This window comes from Acinetobacter sp. YH12128 (assembly GCF_013418655.1).
GTDB classification, from domain to species: Bacteria; Pseudomonadota; Gammaproteobacteria; order Pseudomonadales; family Moraxellaceae; genus Acinetobacter; species Acinetobacter amyesii.
In genome coordinates this window covers 61395-78634 of sequence record NZ_VPBO01000018.1, presented here as the reverse complement: position 1 = coordinate 78634, position 17240 = coordinate 61395, and the positions used below count along the sequence as shown (strand labels likewise).

Below are 17240 nucleotides of genomic sequence, written 5' to 3'. Positions count from 1 at the left end.
TTATTCTCCACGCGATTTAAATTTTTCCAATTGCGCTAGCAATTCTTTCTCGCTAAAAGCGCCCGTCAAGCGTAGTCCACGTATCTCTTGATGCGCTATATCTAAAAATAAATAGGTCGGTGGCCCTAAAATATCCCATTGATTGAGTAGCACTTGATGGGTTGCATCATACTGACTCAAATCTAACTTAATTAAGTAATACGGTGCCAAAGCCTGTTGTACCGAAGCCGATTTTAAAACTTTATGTTCAATCGGCTGGCAGGCCACACACCAATCGGCATAGACATCAATAATCGCGGATTGACCTTGGGGAATTTCACTTAACAAACGTTGAAACTCTTCCGCTGTATGTGCCACATGCCAAGCACTTTGTTGTTGGTTTTCTTCGACTAAAAAACGTTGGCTGTGTTGATATTGACTGTACACAATATAAGGTACGGCTGCACAGAACACCAAGATATACAGCCATTTGAGCTGAGTACTGCGCCATAAAATGCGCCAAAGCACATAAGCGCTAAACACCAGACCCAGAGCAAGGGATAACCACTGTAACCAAGCTTCACTGATCAAAGGTCGAATGAAATACAAAGCCAAGGCCAACATGATGAAAGCAAAGAGCACCTTGATTTGGTTCATCCACAAACCCGCTTTAGGCAATACCCGTGAGCCAAGGACACTGGCCAACAATAGCGGGGTACCCATGCCAAAGCCGAGAGTGAATAACAATAATGCACCTTGCCACTGACTTTGGGTTTGGGAAATGAATAATAATGCGCCTGCCAACGGTGCTGTCATACAAGGACCGACCAGCAATGCTGAAATCATCCCCATGACCCCAGCGCCAACGAGACTACCGCCCTTTTGCATCGACTGAGCTTGGTCTAAGCGATTGACCCAACTGCGTGGCAATTTCAGTTCAAATAAACCAAATAAATTCAGGGCAAAAACCACAAAGAGTACGCTAAAGGCAATTAAAGTCGAAGGTTGTTGCAACCAACGCTGGAAATTCAAACCTGCAGACGATGCCACCAAACCGAGAATGGCATACACCATCGCCATACTGGTGACAAAAGTCAGTGCAATCATCCATGCTTTTAAACCTCGGCTGTCGCGGACAATCAGTGAGGTTAAAATCGGCAGCATTGGCAATGAACATGGCGTAAAAGCCAACAAAAAACCCAGTCCAAAAAACAGCAAAAGTCCATAAAATATAGAGCTTTGTGCTAATTTTTCAGACCACATTTGGTCACTTGCGGTATAGCGTTCAGAAGCCAATGCAGCATTCTCTGCCCTTTGCTGATCTAAACGATTCGCCGTGGGCTGTTCGGCATTATTTTCTGCTGCGAAGTCGAGTAAGCGTTTATTTGGACTGGCAAGATTTTGCTGTGTGACCAAGCCAGAAGCATCCGTTTCAAAGCTGATGCTCTGTGGTGGATAACACACCCGATCCTTGGCACAGCCTTGCCAACTGACTTGATAGGTCTGCAGCTTTTGAGTTGGAATTTTAAAACTCAACTGTTGGTAATACACCTGCGTATGACCATAGTTATCGTCTTTTAAATCCTCAGCAGCAGGCAAATCCAAAGCCAAAACTTGATTGCCCTGCTTCACCTCTATTTTGTGCTGATACAGATAATAATGCGCTGGAATATCCCAACTCAGCTCCGCCTGATCTGCACGATCGGAGACGACCGAGAAAGGAAAAGCATCTTCAGCTGAAAGTAATGCATCCTGAGCAGAAACGCCCATACTGAACGACAGCACAGCCGCTGCCGCAACATAAGTCCATTGTTTCATTCAGCTGAATTCATCCTCAGTCTGTATTTATACGTTTTAAAATTTAGGGTTCTTTTAGAACAGGTAAGATACGCCCAAACCTGACTGATAATTTTTATGACCGCCAGTGAGTTCTAGACCGACGCTCGCATCCAACTGCATACGATCCGAAACGGCATATGTCAGACCTGAAGCCAAAGACACTTCCTGATCGGTACTCTCTGCTTTGCGATAAACCAGCTCAGAGAAACCCGATAAATTACCTGCTATTTGATATTCCATTCCCGGAATGGCACTCACAGCCCAATCACCATCTTGAACCTCATAACGCATGGTCATTGAAGTCCCAATTGTATCGCTATAATCATAAGCCACAGCGGAAGTCAGACTATAAATGTCATCTTCAGCACTAAAGCCTTCATTGCCTGTTGCAATAATGGCTTCAGCAAGAATAGCCATCGACAATTTCTCACCATTCAAATCAATGGCTTTTTTCAGGCCAATGCTGACATCACCCAAACCATCGTCTTCAACTGAGCGACCCGCAACTTTGGTTTTAGACCATGTAGGACCTTGCCAACCCAATTGCAATTCCAAATCTTTTGCCAAACCAGTACGGAATAACATGTCTGCATTTAAAGTGGTGCTTTTTACTTTTTCACCATTTTCATCACGACTTTCACTATAGCTCGCTGCTGGCAAACTTTGTTCCCATGCCAAACGACCTACAGGGGTAATGCCTGTGCCCATACCCGCGCCCGGACGGTCAAATGAAAAATCCGCCGCAAATGCAGACAGGCTCAAACTGGATAATGTTGCAATGCTTAAAACTTTAAATACAGTCATGTTTTTACTCACAATTATGCTAATTCTTTGGTCATTTTTGCGCCATGGCTACGCAAAAGCTCCAAGGTTTGTTTTTCTTCTTCCAATGCTTCCGACCAATTTACCGCGTCAAAATCACAGTCAAAAAATAATTCACTAATCGACGACAAAATGGTTAAACCATCGCTATCAATCATATTTGGATTCACTTTTTCATCCAATAAACGCTGTACCGCAGGGACACATGCTGCACTCGCGGCATCCCATAATGGACCATAAATTTCTTCAGCATCCCATAAATGCACATTGGCTTTGGCTTGAATCAGCGCTTCCAAGATTTGCATATGTACGTCTAAATGTTGTGTTTTCTGTTCTGCTGTTAAGGGTTGGCCTGCTTCATACGCTTCGCAAACCATTTCCCACCATTTAAACAAACCATCAGACCATACAGAAACCGCAGGTCCTTTTTCAAAGTCGATAAAATTTGGATTAAGACCATCTGCCAACAGGCGTTGCACCTGTGCAAGATCTTGTTCTTCTAACGCTTGCACAAAAAGCTGTTGTTGCGCTGTTAACATCTGGAAAGCTCACTTCAATTTATTTTGATCTATTATGCCGAATAAAGCTGCGTTTGTTTGAATTTCATGTAAAACAAAATACAAAACACACAAAAAAAGCCCCGCAGGGCTTTTTTTAAATTTTGAGACTTATTCGTCGTCTACGCTGTCATCCGCTTCAGCAAAAGCAGGTTGCGTACTGCGTGGGTTCTCTTTCTTTTCGAACACATGTTCAAGACTACGTTTAAGTCGATCAATTGCACCGTGAATAGCTGTATCTACATTATGACCACGATGGTTGACCACGACAGGTTTCAAACCTGCTGGACGTGCTTCAATCATACATTTGATGTCGTCGCTGCCGCCCTTGTCCCCATTTTCATCACTTAAATGCACCGAAAAGTGGGTAATGCGTTCACTATGGCGCTGAAATTCTTCATTAAGTTCTGCACGAACGTATGTAATTAGTCGATCACTGTTTATAATGTTTTTATCTGTACGGATTTCAATGTTCATAATATCATCCTCATATCTATCTGTATTAGCTATAAAAATTTGTGCAAAACTTATTATCTTGGCACGTTACATTTGCTGTAAATGTTACAGCAATGACCATCTTCAACTTTGTATGGAACGTCGTCCTCCACATTGAATGATGAACACTTTAGAGTCTGCAGATCCGTGTCCTTATACTTCGAATATCGGTCTTAAGTTAGAATTTTGCAAGTGCTATTTTGATATTTTTTTAATATCCATAAAAAAGTAAGACTTTATTGTAGATTTGCATTGTTTTAATTGATTTGGGTCATATTTTTGTGCATTTCGTCGACGCCCACCTTCTATTTGCACAATTCCATTCAAACTCAAAATCTCGCTTTTACCGTCATCGATCATTCACAGCGTATTTCCCCTTCAAATTACAAAACAATTTTGCCGTTGAGTAAAATTTGGCTTTATTTTTGCTTAATAATCTGTATGCTTTCAGTGCTTCTCGGGGGAGATATTTTTTAATGAAACTTACACAAATCGTTGCATCATGTGCATTAGCATCTGCTGCTGCTTTCACTCAAGCTTCACCTATCGTATGGCAAGATTTCAGCTTAACTGGCCTATATGGTGAAAATTATGTTGTGCCTTTTGATGGTGACAACAATGAACAGAAAACGATCACAGCTGAATATGCCGCTAAACTGAAATATTCAGATGTATTCTTCTTCGTTGACCAAGCTTGGGACAAAGATGATGAAGCATCGACTTACCTTGAGCTTGCACCGCGCCTTAGCTTAGGCGAAGTTTCTGGTAAAGACCTTTCTATGGGGCCGATCAAAGACGTTCTGATTGCAACGACTTGGGAACATAATGCCGGCTACGACAAAAATTCTGAGTTTAATAACTTCTTGTATGGTATTGGCTTTGCTTTAGACATTCCATATACACAGTATGCAAACATCAACTTCTATAAAGCCGATAATGATTCTAAATCAGCCGGTACTAAAGATGATTATCAAATGACGATCACTTATGCTGTGCCATTTAAAATTGGCTCTGAAGATTTTCTAGTAGATGCTTTCCTTGACTGGTCAACAGCTGAAAAAGGGGCGCAAGCTAGTGAATTAAACTGGACAAGCCAATATAAATGGAATATAGGTAAGCATATCTCTCCTAAGACTAAGCTCTACGTAGGTGTTGAACACTCGGTTTGGAACAACAAATATGGCCTGAAAGGTCAGGACCAAAACGATGTCAGCGCTTTGGTGAAATACCACTTCTAAGTTCGACTCAGAACGCGATGAAGAAAAAAGCAAGGTTCATCACCTTGCTTTTTTTATGCCTAAGTTTTTAAATTGACTTTATTTTTATCAGAAATTTGCGCATGTCTTTTCTCATTCGACCTGCAACTCCACAAGACTTAGCGGCCATTCTCGCAATCTATAATCATGAAGTTCTCAACGGCTTTGCGACATGGAATGATCAAGCTTACACTCTTGACTCTTTTCAACAGAAATTGCAGGATTTCCAAAAGCAAAATTTTCCTTTTGTGGTGATTGAAGATCAGGATCAACAGCAAATCGCCGGTTATGCTGACTATGGTTCTTTCCGCCATTTTGCTGGCTATCGACATACTGTTGAGCATTCTGTCTATATTGACCCAAACTATGCTCGACAGGGTCTTGGTCAGCAATTATTAGAGCACCTAATTCAGCATGCAAAAAGCCAAAGTATGCATGTCATGATCGCTGGCATTGATCACGGCAATAGCGCCTCGATTGCCCTGCACAAAAAATTAGGCTTTAAGCAAACAGGTTATATGCCCGAAGTGGGACAAAAGTTTGGTGAATGGCGTGATCTGGTCCTGATGCAACTTCAGTTATAGCCCGTATTGAGCTGTGTTTATGGTAATTTATCCAAACGAATACCATCTTGTATCACACTCAGCACCGATAAATTATGACGCACCGCATCACGATAAAGATCTTGTAACTGTAAAAAAAGTAGTTTTAATTCGGCCAATTTAAGCTCTTGCTCAGGTGCGGTTTCTGCAATCGTGACCAAATAACGTTTTTTGATTTCATCCACGCTTAACTGTTGTAATGCCTGATGGATTTCTGCAACGCGAACTACAGTATTGTAATGCACTGCAAGGCTCAGTCCCGGTCGTCGCTCTGACAAAGGATGTTCTGCCTGAATGGCATAACTCAGTGCCGCAACTGAATCACTGTTCACGCTTAATAATGGATTCAACTCTTGCCACGCTTCCCCTAAAAAAAAGGAGTGTTGTACAAAAGGTGAATCCAAGACATCTTGAGGGGTTTCTGCTTCTAAAATCAGTGTTTCCAAATCATTCGGTGGGATCAAATATAATATCGCGTCCATATTCTTATCTTCTTGTTATGTCGTACATTTAGATTAATGTAATCCACACAAAAATAAAGCAGATATTTTGTATATTCGACTGCAGTTGATCGAATACTGATGGATGCCCATTCGCCCTTTACCAAAGTTTCAGTACTGCACTTAGCATCACTGAAGCACGACATGCTGAAGCTTCAAATGACGATACTGAGAACAACTTAAGCTTATGGTTTAAAACAAAAAAAATTTATGCCACTCGTTTTTTTGATGCCATTTCCATGACCAGCAACGATTTTTTGAGCGTAGTAAATTGAATGAAAAGAGTAACGAGCTTGATTGATACAAGCCCGCCACACATCGCAGTCAACTAAATATTAAATCGCCACCAATTCCCGAATGCCTTTTTCAGGCATTTCACTACCGACACCTTGTGCAATCACTTGCCCCCGCGCCATCACGGTATATTCATCTGCCAGTTCTTCTGCAAAATCATAAAACTGTTCAACCAAAACAATCGCCATTTCTCCGCCATCGGCTAACTGACGAATCACACGGCCAATGTCTTTAATAATCGACGGCTGAATGCCTTCGGTCGGTTCATCTAAAATCAATACCCGTGGTTCGGAAGCGAGCGCACGGGCAATCGCCAATTGTTGCTGCTGACCACCAGATAAATCTCCACCTCGACGATGTTTCATTTCATCCAATACGGGGAAAATCTCATAGAGATGTTCTGGCACTTTTCGGGTTTTAGCGCCTTTAAATTTTGCCATCCCAATCAAAATATTTTCTTCAACGGTCAAGGTTGAAAAAATGTCCCGTCCTTGCGGTACATAAGCCAAGCCTTCACGTACACGTTGCTCTGGACTCAGTTTAGAAATGTCTTTGCCATCCAGTAAGATCTGCCCAGACTTGATCGGTAAAATGCCCATTAAACATTTTAAGAGGGTGGTTTTACCCACACCATTTCGCCCGAGCACCACTGAACATGCCCCCACGGGAGCGGCAAATGTCACATCTCTTAAAATATGACTGCCACCATAAAACTGATTGACGTCTTTGACTTCTAACATGGTCTGCTCCTTAACGTCCGAGATATTTTTCAATGACATCTTCATTGGCTTGGACTTCGGCCAATGTACCCTCTGCCAAAATCGCACCTTGCGCCAACACGGTGACTTTTTCACTGATGGTGTCAATAAAGCTCATGTCATGTTCAACCACAACAAGGGTATGGTTCTTTTTCAACTCTAAACACAGCTCTGCGGTACGCTCTGTTTCAGCATCGGTCATTCCTGCTACAGGTTCATCCAGCAAAATCAATTTTGGACGCTGCATTAGTAGCATGCCTATTTCTAACCACTGCTTTTGACCATGTGACAACAGCCCTGCCGGTTTATGGATCAATTCTTCTAAGCGGATTTGTGCTAAAGATTCGTCCAAGGCGTTTTGCGCATCTGGATCGAGTTTGCTGAAGAAACTCTTTTTCACCCGTTTATCTTTCGGCGCTGCCAATAACAGGTTTTCCATCACGGTAAAATTTTCAAATACAGTAGGCTTTTGAAACTTACGACCGATCCCAGCTTCTGCAATTTGCTCTGTACTCATTTTTGCCAAATCATAGGTTTGCCCGAAAAAAGCCGAACCTTCTGTTGGGCGAGTTTTACCGGTAATCACATCCATCAGCGTGGTTTTTCCTGCACCATTGGGACCAATGATGCAGCGCAGCTCACCTTCTTTGATATATAACGACAAATCATTTAATGCACGGAAAGAATCAAACCAAACGCTGACTTTTTCCAAATACAGGGCAATCCCGTGACTGAAGTCCGCACCCTGCTCCTTCGGTCGTCCATAACCTTCAACAGCATGACCGCCATGCGGTTGAACCCATTGATCATTCATTCGCTGCGCTCCTTTTTAAACCGCTCTAATAGCCCAATCAAACCTTTTGGCAGGAATATCGTTACCACAATAAACAGCGCACCTAAAATCAATAACCATGCCTCTGGATAAGCCACCGTAAAATAGGTCTTCACCCCATTGATTAAACCTACACCCAAAATTGGGCCAATCAGCGTACCGCGTCCCCCTGCAGCCACCCACACCGCCATTTCAATCGAATTGACAGGGTTCATTTCACTCGGGTTAATAATACCGACTTGAGGGACATACAGAGCGCCTGCAATCCCTGCGATCACAGCGGACAAGACCCATGCAGAGAGCTTGTACCATAAGGTGCGATAACCTAAATATTGCAAACGGTTTTCACTGTCACGAATTGCACCAAGTACGCGACCATAGGGTTTATTCATCAGGTGACGTAAACCGACAAAACAGATAAGCAAAGTCAGTGCCGTGAGGAAACACAAGGTTGCACGCATTGGTGCAGAGGTAATATCCATACCTAAGATGGTTTTAAAACCGGTAAAGCCGTTGTTACCGCCAAAGCCTGTTTCATTGCGGAAAAACAGTAGCGCCGCAGCAAAGGTCATGGCTTGGGTAATAATTGAAAAATACACGCCTTTAATTTTTGAGCGGAAGGCAAAGAAGCCAAAAATGAAGGCAATCAATCCCGGAACTAAAACCACCAAAGCCAATGCCCACACGATATGTTCAGTACCCATCCAGTACCACGGTAGCTCAGTCCAACTCAAAAAGCGCATAAAGTCGGGTAAGCCATCGCCTGCCGCTTCACGCATGAGATACATGCCAAAGGCATAGCCGCCCAAGGCAAAGTACAAACCATGCCCCAAGCTTAAAATGCCGGCATAGCCCCAAACCAAATCTAAGGCCAATGCCACCAAGGCGAGACACATAATCTTGCCAATGAGCGTGACCCAATACGCTGATAAATGCAGTTCTGAATCGGCTGGCAATACATGTAGCCAAGGCAAAATCAGCAAAATGGCAAAGCACACGGCAATCGCCATACCACTATAGGGTTTATCTGATAATAACGAAGTGATTTTCATGCGCTTACTCCACAAAACGGCCTTTGATGGCAAACAAACCTTGTGGACGTTTTTGAATAAACAAAATCACAAGAACCAGTAGAATAATTTTCGCTAAGACTGCACCCATGCCGATTTCCAGCACTGTGCCACTGACACCTAGACCCAAGGCAGCCAGTACTGCGCCCCATACTTGGCCAACACCACCCACCACAACCACCAAAAACGCATCAATAATATAGTTTTGTCCTAAATCAGGACCGACATTGCCGACTTGTGCTAAGGCACAACCTGCTAGACCTGCAAGCCCCGAACCTAAACCAAAAGCCATCATGTCAATGCGGCTAGAACGGATACCTACGGCCTGTGCCATTTGACGGTTTTGCGTCACGGCACGAACAAATAAACCAAAGCGGGTTTTATTCAGCAAGTAAACCAGTAATAGGAGTACCGCAACGGTAAAGCCAATAATGGCAATACGGTTATAAGGCAGCATCAGACTCGGTGTCACAGCAATGCCCCCTGACAGCCATGAAATATTCGACACCTCAACGTTCTGCGCACCAAAAACCATGCGCACCACTTGCATTAAAATTAAGCTCACACCAAAGGTGGCTAATAGTGTTTCCAATTGACGGCCATACAAGGGACGAATAACAGTACGTTCAATCAACATGCCGATCAAAGCACTTACAATAAATGCAGCAGGAATCGCGGCAATCAAGTACCAATCGACATAGCTACTGAGATGACTCTTAAACAGGCTTTGCACCACATAAGTGGTATAGGCCCCGATCATGATCAGTTCACCATGCGCCATGTTAATCACGCCTAGCAGACCATACGTAATGGCTAAGCCCAACGCCGCCAGTAGTAAAATACTGGCCGTGCTGAGACCTGAAAAGACATGTCCAGTCCATTCACTGGCTTGAATCCGAGTTTTAATATTGCTCTTGGCTTCTGTCAGTGCGGCTTTTAACTCAGGATGCAGGTTGGCTTGTTGTAATTCCTGTTCCACCATCGCCAACACATCAGGACGGTTAGAATCTTGCAGCACTTTGGCCGCCTGTATTTTTTGTAAAACATCGGGATTTTGATAGTCCAAGCGTGCTTTGAGCTGCGCTAAACGGGCTTTAACTTTGTTATTTTTTTCATTTAAATACAATTGATTAATATTTTTAACATCCAACTCAGCCAAGTTATTTTCTAAAATATCAATTGCATCCAAACGTTGGTTTAAATCATCCGATTGCAGCTTTTCTTTCGCTTGCGCAAACGTTAAGGCTTTACGAAGGGTATTCACCAAGGTGACTTGAGATAAATCGGCAGGCCAATCCGTCACGGTTTGCAAATCAGGATAGCTCAATAATTTTTCGTCAGTTTCTAAAATATAGGTTTGACCACTTTGACCACTATATAACTGGTCTTTTTCGACCAATGCGGCCAACTGATCTAAGGATTCAATATCGCCCGGCCATTGATTCAGTAAACTGCGGCGCTCGGTAAAACTACCGCGAACAAATTGCTGAATGGCGTCACCTTGCTGCACAGATTGCACCGTAGGCACGACATTCGCTGCAGTTTCTGCATGCACGATTTGCAGACAGAATAATTGGCTCAGGAATAGAAACAGGATCGGGAAATTGCGTAATTTTTTCATCTTATAAGCATCCCTATTGAGTAATAGAACAACCCCATCTAGGGATCACATCAAAACATGCCCACTACACAATGGCAGTAGGCATTTGGATTGAATTATTTCGGGATGTACGGGCTCCATGGCTCTGCAGCAATGGTTTTTGCGGTTTTGTGCACCACATCAAACTGACCATCGGCACGGATCTGACCAATCATGACTGGTTTATGCAAATGATGGTTCGACGCATCCATTTGCAAGGTATAGCCCGATGGCGCTTTAAATTCTTGGCCGGCCATAGCTTCACGCACTTTATCGACATCTGTGCTTCCTGCTTTTTCTACCGCTTGTTTCCACATATTGATGCCGACATAGGTAGCCTCCATCGGGTCATTGGTCACAAATTTATCGGCATTTGGCAGTTTGTATTCCACGGCATACTGCTTCATTTTATTGGTGAATTCAGTATTCACTGGATTTTTCACCGACATGAAGTAGTTCCACGACGCCAAGTGTCCTACCAGCGGCTTGGTATCGATACCGCGTAATTCCTCTTCACCCACAGAGAACGCCATCACTGGAATATCCGCAGCTTTGATGCCTTGGTTGCCCAATTCACGATAGAACGGCACATTTGAATCGCCGTTAATGGTCGAGATCACAGCAGTCTTTTTCCCTGCCGCAAACTTCTTCACATTGCCCACAATGGTTTGATAGTTGCTATGACCAAATGGGGTATATTCTTCCATGATGTCTGCATCGGCAATGCCTTTCGACTTCAAAAATGCACGTAAGATTTTGTTGGTGGTACGTGGGTAAACATAGTCTGTGCCCAATAGTACAAAGCGTTCTGCCTTACCACCCTCTTCACTCATCAGATATTCAACAGCAGGAATCGCTTGCTGATTCGGTGCTGCACCTGTGTAGAAAATATTTTTAGACTGTTCCTGACCTTCATACTGAACAGGGTAGAACAATAAGCCATTTAATTCTTCAACCACGGGTAAAACCGACTTACGAGATACCGACGTCCAGCAACCAAAAATCACGGCTACTTTGTCTTGGGTAATCAACTGACGGGTTTTTTCCGCAAATAGTGGCCAGTCCGATGCCGGATCCACCACCACAGGTTCTAGTTTTTTGCCCAATACCCCGCCATTGGCATTAATTTCATTAATCGCCATCAAGGCCGTATCTTTTAGAGAAGTTTCTGAGATCGCCATCGTGCCTGACAGCGAATGTAAGATCCCGACTTTAATAGTATCGCCACTTGCTGCAGCGGCTTTTGGTTCTGATGTAGCGCTTTCTGTTTTTTCTTCTGCAGGTTTTGAACAGCCCGTTAAAGCAATCGCCCCAGTCATCGTTGCCGCTAAAATACTTTTAGCAAATACATTGCGTTGAAACATTATTCACACTCCCAACCTAAGCTTGTAATTCACATTTTTAAAATGCATTTGTTGTCTTTCATCACAACAGAGCAATTCAATAACTGTGCCAAGCCTTATTTTTTATTTTGATTGAGTGCTTTTATTTATTTTTAAATGTTATTTTTCAAATAGTTACAATCATAAAATTTGCTTTTAATTTTTTATGGGTCGATTCAAAAATCGTAAAATCACCGCAAAGATGCATACAAACTTGTATCCAACATTTGACCTATAATTGAACAATTTTGCGACGTTTTTCAAAAAACACGGTGTTTTGGCACACAAATCATGCAGCTTTTCCTAAATTTGAAGCAAAAAAAAACCACTTGCGTGGTTTTTTCCTTGTTGCAATTTTAAACCGCTAAATCGGCCAAATTACCCTTCTGTTCCAACCAATATTTACGGTCTGAAGAGCGCTTCTTCGCCAATAATTTGTCGAGTAAACCTGAAGTAAACTGTACGTCATCCAAGTCCAGTTGCACTAAACGACGTGTATCGGGATCCATAGTCGTTTCACGCAGCTGACTCGCGTTCATCTCGCCCAATCCTTTAAATCGTGTGATTTGAGGATTTTTGGTTTTACATTTCTTTAAGATGCTTTCTAGTTCATCTTCATCCAAGGCATAGTGCACATCTTTATTGTCATCTATACGGAACAGCGGTGGCATCGCCACAAACAGATGTCCTTCCTCAACCAAAGTATGGAAATGTTTGACGAACAATGCGCAAAGTAAAGTTGCAATGTGCAAACCATCCGAGTCGGCATCGGCCAAGATACAAATCTTGCCATAACGGAGTTCTGACAAGTCGTCACTGCCCGGATCAACGCCAATGGCAATCGCAATATCATGTACTTCTTGCGATGCCAAAACTTCGTCTGAAGACACTTCCCAAGTATTTAAAATCTTACCACGGATCGGCATGATCGCTTGGAAGTTCTTATCACGTGCTTGCTTGGCAGAACCACCTGCAGAATCCCCTTCCACAATAAACAGTTCTGATTCTTCGAGGGTATGGCCCACACAGTCAGCCAATTTACCTGGTAAAGCTGGACCTGAAACGATCTTTTTACGTTCAACTTTTTTCGCAGCTTTTAAACGGCGACCGGCCTTGGCAATCACCATTTCAGCCAGTTGCATGGCAATATCGGAGTTTTGATTCAGCCACAGTGCAAAGGCATCTTTGGCAATATTTAACACCACACCAGAGGCTTCACGGCTTGAAAGTCGTTCTTTGGTCTGACCCGAAAATTGTGGCTCTTGGAATTTCAAAGACAGAATAAAGTTGACGCCATCCCACACATCTTCGGCAGACAGTTTCATATTCCGTGGCAATAAATTCCGTAATTCACAGAATTCACGAATCGCATCTGTCACACCCGAACGTAAACCGTTGACATGGGTACCGCCCTGCGCGGTCGGGATGAGGTTCACATACGACTCTTGAATGGACTCACCACCTTCCACATTCCAACAAATCGCAAACTCAGCGCTGGCACGCTCTGCCTCACCGGTCGCCACAAATGCAGGGGCAGGAACGATGTCACGGTCTTGCAGTTCATCCATCAAATAGTCAACCAGACCATTTTCAAATTGCCATTCGATCTTTTCGTTGTTGATTTGATCGATATAAATAATCTGCAAGCCTGCCGCCAAAACAGCCTTGGCTTTTAAGTTGTGTTTTAAGGCTTTCAGCGCAAATTTAGGCGAATCAAAATATTTGGCTTCAGGCCAAAAATGCACGATAGTACCCGTTGCACGTTTAGCGCATTTACCTTCCAACACCTCAAGCGGTGCCACAGGAACGCCATGTTCAAAGGCCATTTTATATAGATTGCCTTGACGTTGAACTTCCACCTCAACACGGTTAGACAATGCGTTGACGACAGAAATCCCTACACCATGTAGACCACCTGAAAATTGATAATTGTCTGTGCTGAATTTACCGCCGGCATGTAGTTTGGTCAGAATAATTTCAATCCCGCTTTGACCATACTCAGGATGGATGTCAACTGGCATCCCACGACCATTATCTTCAACTGACAATGAGCCATCTTTATACACTGTCACGGTAATTTTATTGGCATGTCCTGCAAGCGCTTCATCGACGGCGTTATCTATCACTTCCTGCGCCAAATGGTTTGGTCGTGTAGTGTCTGTATACATCCCCGGACGACGACGTACCGGATCTAGGCCAGATAAAACTTCAAGTGATTGAGCCGTATATTGCGTCACGTTGCAAAATTCCCTGCTTTTTTGGTTAAAACATTTCTTCAAGCGCTACAGTATATGCTTTTTTATTAAAATGCATATCTCTTGCGATCAGCCGCCATTTTCTTAAACAATTTAAACGTCAAATGATGTCGTAACTGCCCATTTTTTGTATGTTGGATCTAGCTTTTCAGCATTTGGATTGGATCATTTTATTTAGGCATATTTTTGACAGCATCGGACAAAAACTGCAAGAGCATCGGTATTTTTTCTGCAAAATCATCCATGCCATGCGTTCCACCCACCTCAGTGATCAGCATAGCCGTGCCGGCTTGAACCGCACTATAAAAATCAGCAGCATCTCGATAATCCAAGGTTTCATCACCTTGTTGGAGCAAGACCAACAGTTGATCTGCATTTTCAACCTTAGATACAGCCAAAGCCTGCATTTGATTGAGCTGTGCATCATCCAAGCACCACGTTTCAGTCACCTGATAAGGCAATGCCGTGTCGCCAAATAAATCACGAAATAATTGCCATGGATAGACCGCAGGATTGATGAGTACCGCAGGAATGTGATGGCGTGCCATCAACTGCGTCGCATAAAAGCCACCTAAACTGCTACCGACCAAAACCACATTATCCAAACCTTCAATCAGCTCTGACATCTGCTGCATTACCTGTAGTGGTGGCATATTCAAATCTGGCAAATGCACGTGCACACCATTTAAGTCTGCGCAATAGTGCCGCAATATCTGCCCTTTCACTGAATTTGAGTTACTTTGAAAACCATGCAAATACACAATATTCATCATTTTGATTCCAAATTGATCTTTAAATTGCTTTAAAAGTGGCATATAAGTGCTAACTGCGTCACATTTTCTAAATTTGAATTTTTAGTAAAATTGTCAGACAAAAGGCATTCACCGACAGGTCTGTTATCGGTATTGTAAAAGCTGTTCGTGAGAATTTTATAAAATAAACAATGAAACTTCAGGCTATTCCAGTAATAAATACAATCGAGGGATAGCATTGAATGTAAGGATAGGAACATTATGCCTAGCTTAACACCATTGCATGAAACCTATTGTAAATGGGATCGCACACCACCCAGTCAAGCTGATGTTCTGGAAGGTTTGGCACAGCTCGTGACAATGCGTTTTAGTGATGTCGTGCATGACTTGATCAAAAACATTCAACGTGAAATTTTAATCAGTATTTTTGGAATGAGCGAACAAGGCTCGAAAGCCTTTCATAAGCAGCCGACCATTGCACGGATTTATGAATTTTCTTACAACACCTTTTTCAATTATGGCAATTATTTACTCGCACCAACGCTGCGTAGCATTATTGAAAAATTCCCACGCTTACACGACAAACCGCTCACGCCATCTTTACATTTTTTAGTGGGCGCGCTGAATGGGGTCTTGGGCGACTATTTACTGAAATATCACAACCCGATGGCCTTACCCATGGTGGTTTACGACCATTATGGTGCGGTACAAAAAGGCGAATTAACCGGTCGTATTACCCTGTTGATTCATGGGCTCTGCATGAATCATCTGTCATGGTCGACAGCCAAATATGGCGGCATTGGTGAAAAATTACTGTCACAACGTGACCACAACACCATGCTGTATTTAAATTACAACACGGGTCGTCGTATTTCGACCAATGGCCGCAGCCTAGCCAATACATTAGAAGATTTGGTCCGTCGCAACCCCGGTATTACCAGTATCGACTTAATTGGTCATAGTATGGGGGGCTTAGTGTCCCGTAGTGCCATTTTTTATGGCAAACAAAATATGTATCAATGGATTCATCAGGTTGAAAATCTAGTCTGCTTGGGCTCACCACATCATGGTGCGGTACTTGAACGTGTCGGATTTCATCTGCAAGATCAATTGGGGCGTTTCCCCTTGGTCAAAATCGTGGGCCACGTGGTGAATATCCGTAGTAACGGCATTTTAGATTTGCGCTATGGCAGCGTGCGTGATGATGATTGGGAACATAATGATGTCCGTATTGGACTCATGGACGACAACCGTAAACCAGCCCCGATTCCATCACATATCAATACATACCTCGTGGCAGGGACCATCGAATATGAACATCGTCGCAATAAAACGCGACATGTGATTGGAGATTACTTGGTCAGTGTGAAAAGTGCATTGGGGGAACATCCAAATGCACGATATCAACTGAAAGTGCCAGATTCACATAAAGCGATTTTTTATGGACTAAACCATTTTGAAATTCAGCATCACCCGCAAGTGGCCGAGCAAATCGTGCATTGGTTCTATCCAAACAATGACGATAAAGCTTGTGATCATATCTATGAATTTATGATGGACTTGGAAAGTATGGAAGGCATTGCCCTAACCTAACGCAATTTTCCCTCCCATGCAGACTCGTATAAAAAAAGCCCTCAACTGAGGGCTTTTTTAGTATCACTGAATTAAAATTTATCACGTAAACGTGGCACGGGTTTGCTTGGATATTTACGCAATAACTGCCAAAGACTAAGTAAAGTTAAGACCGCAAAAAACACCAATGACCAAACCGGTAATGATTGTCCCAAGAAGGTCCAATCTACTTTGGCACACTCACCTGAGCCAGTCAGTACTTGTTCAAAGACCGATTTTAAAGGCAGCGTTTCTACCCAATAATCCAGTCCCGGGCCACAGCTAGGTACTTTGTCTGGCGGTAAGTTTTGCAGCCAAATATGACGCGCAGCCACCCCAGCAGACCAAAGAATTGATAGTGTCCCCAACAATGCGTAAATGCGTTTACCCCAATTCGATGCTGGATTGTGAATCAACGCAATCAATGAAATGATGCCGAGTCCAATCAAACCAATACGTTGGAATACGCATAATGGACAAGGTTCTAAGCCTTGTACATGTTCTAAAAACAGCGCAAAAGACATACCGATCACGCTGGCTAAAAACAACAAACCACTCACGAAGCGGAAACTCCATTTCATGGTAAATCCTCTTAAA

Annotated in this window: 16 protein-coding genes; 3 read left to right on the top strand and 13 right to left on the bottom strand. The window is 43.1% G+C overall.

What is annotated here, in order from left to right:
* The 4 genes from dsbD to FTU64_RS10930 all read right to left on the bottom strand — a co-directional run bounded on the left by dsbD (position 1) and on the right by FTU64_RS10930 (position 3674).
* On the bottom strand, positions 1-1797 hold the full coding sequence (gene dsbD, locus FTU64_RS10945; protein WP_180059750.1) for a protein-disulfide reductase DsbD: 1797 nt from the start codon (positions 1795-1797) through the stop codon (positions 1-3).
* Between the two features lie 54 nt (positions 1798-1851).
* Entirely contained in the window at positions 1852-2622 is a 771-nt protein-coding gene (locus FTU64_RS10940) for a transporter (protein WP_180059749.1), read from the bottom strand.
* Positions 2623-2636: 14 nt separating this feature from the next.
* Entirely contained in the window at positions 2637-3179 is a 543-nt protein-coding gene (locus FTU64_RS10935) for an ankyrin repeat domain-containing protein (RefSeq protein WP_078190592.1), read from the bottom strand.
* A 129-nt stretch (positions 3180-3308) separates the two neighbouring features.
* Positions 3309-3674, bottom strand: coding sequence for an HPF/RaiA family ribosome-associated protein (locus tag FTU64_RS10930; RefSeq protein ID WP_078190593.1), 366 nt, complete (start codon positions 3672-3674; stop codon positions 3309-3311).
* Positions 3675-4168: 494 nt separating this feature from the next.
* Here FTU64_RS10930 and FTU64_RS10925 point away from each other — a divergent pair, with 494 nt between their 5' ends.
* Positions 4169-4930 carry an outer membrane protein OmpK gene (locus FTU64_RS10925; RefSeq protein ID WP_168379688.1) on the top strand — a complete coding sequence of 254 codons (762 nt, stop codon included), beginning with the start codon at positions 4169-4171 and terminating at the stop codon, positions 4928-4930.
* Between the two features lie 101 nt (positions 4931-5031).
* Entirely contained in the window at positions 5032-5532 is a 501-nt protein-coding gene (locus FTU64_RS10920) for a GNAT family N-acetyltransferase (RefSeq protein ID WP_180059748.1), read from the top strand.
* Positions 5533-5549: 17 nt separating this feature from the next.
* On the opposite strand, the gene FTU64_RS10915 is transcribed toward FTU64_RS10920, so the two are convergent.
* The 8 genes from FTU64_RS10915 to FTU64_RS10880 all read right to left on the bottom strand — a co-directional run bounded on the left by FTU64_RS10915 (position 5550) and on the right by FTU64_RS10880 (position 15050).
* Positions 5550-6032, bottom strand: a complete 483-nt coding sequence (locus FTU64_RS10915; protein ID WP_168379686.1) for a DUF1877 family protein — start codon at positions 6030-6032, stop codon at positions 5550-5552.
* A gap of 353 nt (positions 6033-6385) precedes the next feature.
* Positions 6386-7084: an urea ABC transporter ATP-binding subunit UrtE gene (gene urtE, locus FTU64_RS10910; RefSeq protein ID WP_068532840.1), complete on the bottom strand. Its 699-nt coding sequence runs from the start codon at positions 7082-7084 to the stop codon at positions 6386-6388.
* A 10-nt stretch (positions 7085-7094) separates the two neighbouring features.
* On the bottom strand, positions 7095-7916 hold the full coding sequence (gene urtD, locus FTU64_RS10905; RefSeq protein WP_111885123.1) for an urea ABC transporter ATP-binding protein UrtD: 822 nt from the start codon (positions 7914-7916) through the stop codon (positions 7095-7097).
* Complete coding sequence (gene urtC / locus FTU64_RS10900; RefSeq protein WP_180059747.1) at positions 7913-8986, bottom strand: urea ABC transporter permease subunit UrtC; 1074 nt, start codon at positions 8984-8986, stop codon at positions 7913-7915. The genes urtD and urtC overlap by 4 nt, the downstream gene beginning before the upstream one ends.
* Before the next feature lie 4 nt (positions 8987-8990).
* Complete coding sequence (urtB, locus tag FTU64_RS10895; protein WP_180059746.1) at positions 8991-10625, bottom strand: urea ABC transporter permease subunit UrtB; 1635 nt, start codon at positions 10623-10625, stop codon at positions 8991-8993.
* 95 nt (positions 10626-10720) lie between these two features.
* Positions 10721-12007, bottom strand: coding sequence for an urea ABC transporter substrate-binding protein (gene urtA, locus FTU64_RS10890; protein WP_180004371.1), 1287 nt, complete (start codon positions 12005-12007; stop codon positions 10721-10723).
* Positions 12008-12381: 374 nt separating this feature from the next.
* Positions 12382-14262: a DNA topoisomerase IV subunit B gene (gene parE / locus FTU64_RS10885; RefSeq protein ID WP_180059745.1), complete on the bottom strand. Its 1881-nt coding sequence runs from the start codon at positions 14260-14262 to the stop codon at positions 12382-12384.
* 188 nt (positions 14263-14450) lie between these two features.
* A complete protein-coding gene (locus FTU64_RS10880) occupies positions 14451-15050 on the bottom strand; it encodes a YqiA/YcfP family alpha/beta fold hydrolase (protein ID WP_180054341.1) in 600 nt (199 codons plus the stop codon).
* A gap of 243 nt (positions 15051-15293) precedes the next feature.
* Here FTU64_RS10880 and FTU64_RS10875 point away from each other — a divergent pair, with 243 nt between their 5' ends.
* Entirely contained in the window at positions 15294-16625 is a 1332-nt protein-coding gene (locus FTU64_RS10875) for an alpha/beta hydrolase (RefSeq protein ID WP_180025879.1), read from the top strand.
* 71 nt (positions 16626-16696) lie between these two features.
* On the opposite strand, the gene FTU64_RS10870 is transcribed toward FTU64_RS10875, so the two are convergent.
* A complete protein-coding gene (locus FTU64_RS10870) occupies positions 16697-17224 on the bottom strand; it encodes a disulfide bond formation protein B (protein WP_078190602.1) in 528 nt (175 codons plus the stop codon).
* Positions 17225-17240 lie beyond the last annotated feature (16 nt).

Coding starts and splice junctions, on each gene's coding strand:
- dsbD (WP_180059750.1), bottom strand. CDS start 1,797: ATGAAACAATGGACTTATGTTGCGGCAGCGGCTGTGCTGTCGTTCAGT.
- FTU64_RS10940 (WP_180059749.1), bottom strand. CDS start 2,622: ATGACTGTATTTAAAGTTTTAAGCATTGCAACATTATCCAGTTTGAGC.
- FTU64_RS10935 (WP_078190592.1), bottom strand. CDS start 3,179: ATGTTAACAGCGCAACAACAGCTTTTTGTGCAAGCGTTAGAAGAACAA.
- FTU64_RS10930 (WP_078190593.1), bottom strand. CDS start 3,674: ATGAACATTGAAATCCGTACAGATAAAAACATTATAAACAGTGATCGA.
- FTU64_RS10925 (WP_168379688.1), top strand. CDS start 4,169: ATGAAACTTACACAAATCGTTGCATCATGTGCATTAGCATCTGCTGCT.
- FTU64_RS10920 (WP_180059748.1), top strand. CDS start 5,032: ATGTCTTTTCTCATTCGACCTGCAACTCCACAAGACTTAGCGGCCATT.
- FTU64_RS10915 (WP_168379686.1), bottom strand. CDS start 6,032: ATGGACGCGATATTATATTTGATCCCACCGAATGATTTGGAAACACTG.
- urtE (WP_068532840.1), bottom strand. CDS start 7,084: ATGTTAGAAGTCAAAGACGTCAATCAGTTTTATGGTGGCAGTCATATT.
- urtD (WP_111885123.1), bottom strand. CDS start 7,916: ATGAATGATCAATGGGTTCAACCGCATGGCGGTCATGCTGTTGAAGGT.
- urtC (WP_180059747.1), bottom strand. CDS start 8,986: ATGAAAATCACTTCGTTATTATCAGATAAACCCTATAGTGGTATGGCG.
- urtB (WP_180059746.1), bottom strand. CDS start 10,625: ATGAAAAAATTACGCAATTTCCCGATCCTGTTTCTATTCCTGAGCCAA.
- urtA (WP_180004371.1), bottom strand. CDS start 12,007: ATGTTTCAACGCAATGTATTTGCTAAAAGTATTTTAGCGGCAACGATG.
- FTU64_RS10880 (WP_180054341.1), bottom strand. CDS start 15,050: ATGAATATTGTGTATTTGCATGGTTTTCAAAGTAACTCAAATTCAGTG.
- FTU64_RS10875 (WP_180025879.1), top strand. CDS start 15,294: ATGCCTAGCTTAACACCATTGCATGAAACCTATTGTAAATGGGATCGC.
- FTU64_RS10870 (WP_078190602.1), bottom strand. CDS start 17,224: ATGAAATGGAGTTTCCGCTTCGTGAGTGGTTTGTTGTTTTTAGCCAGC.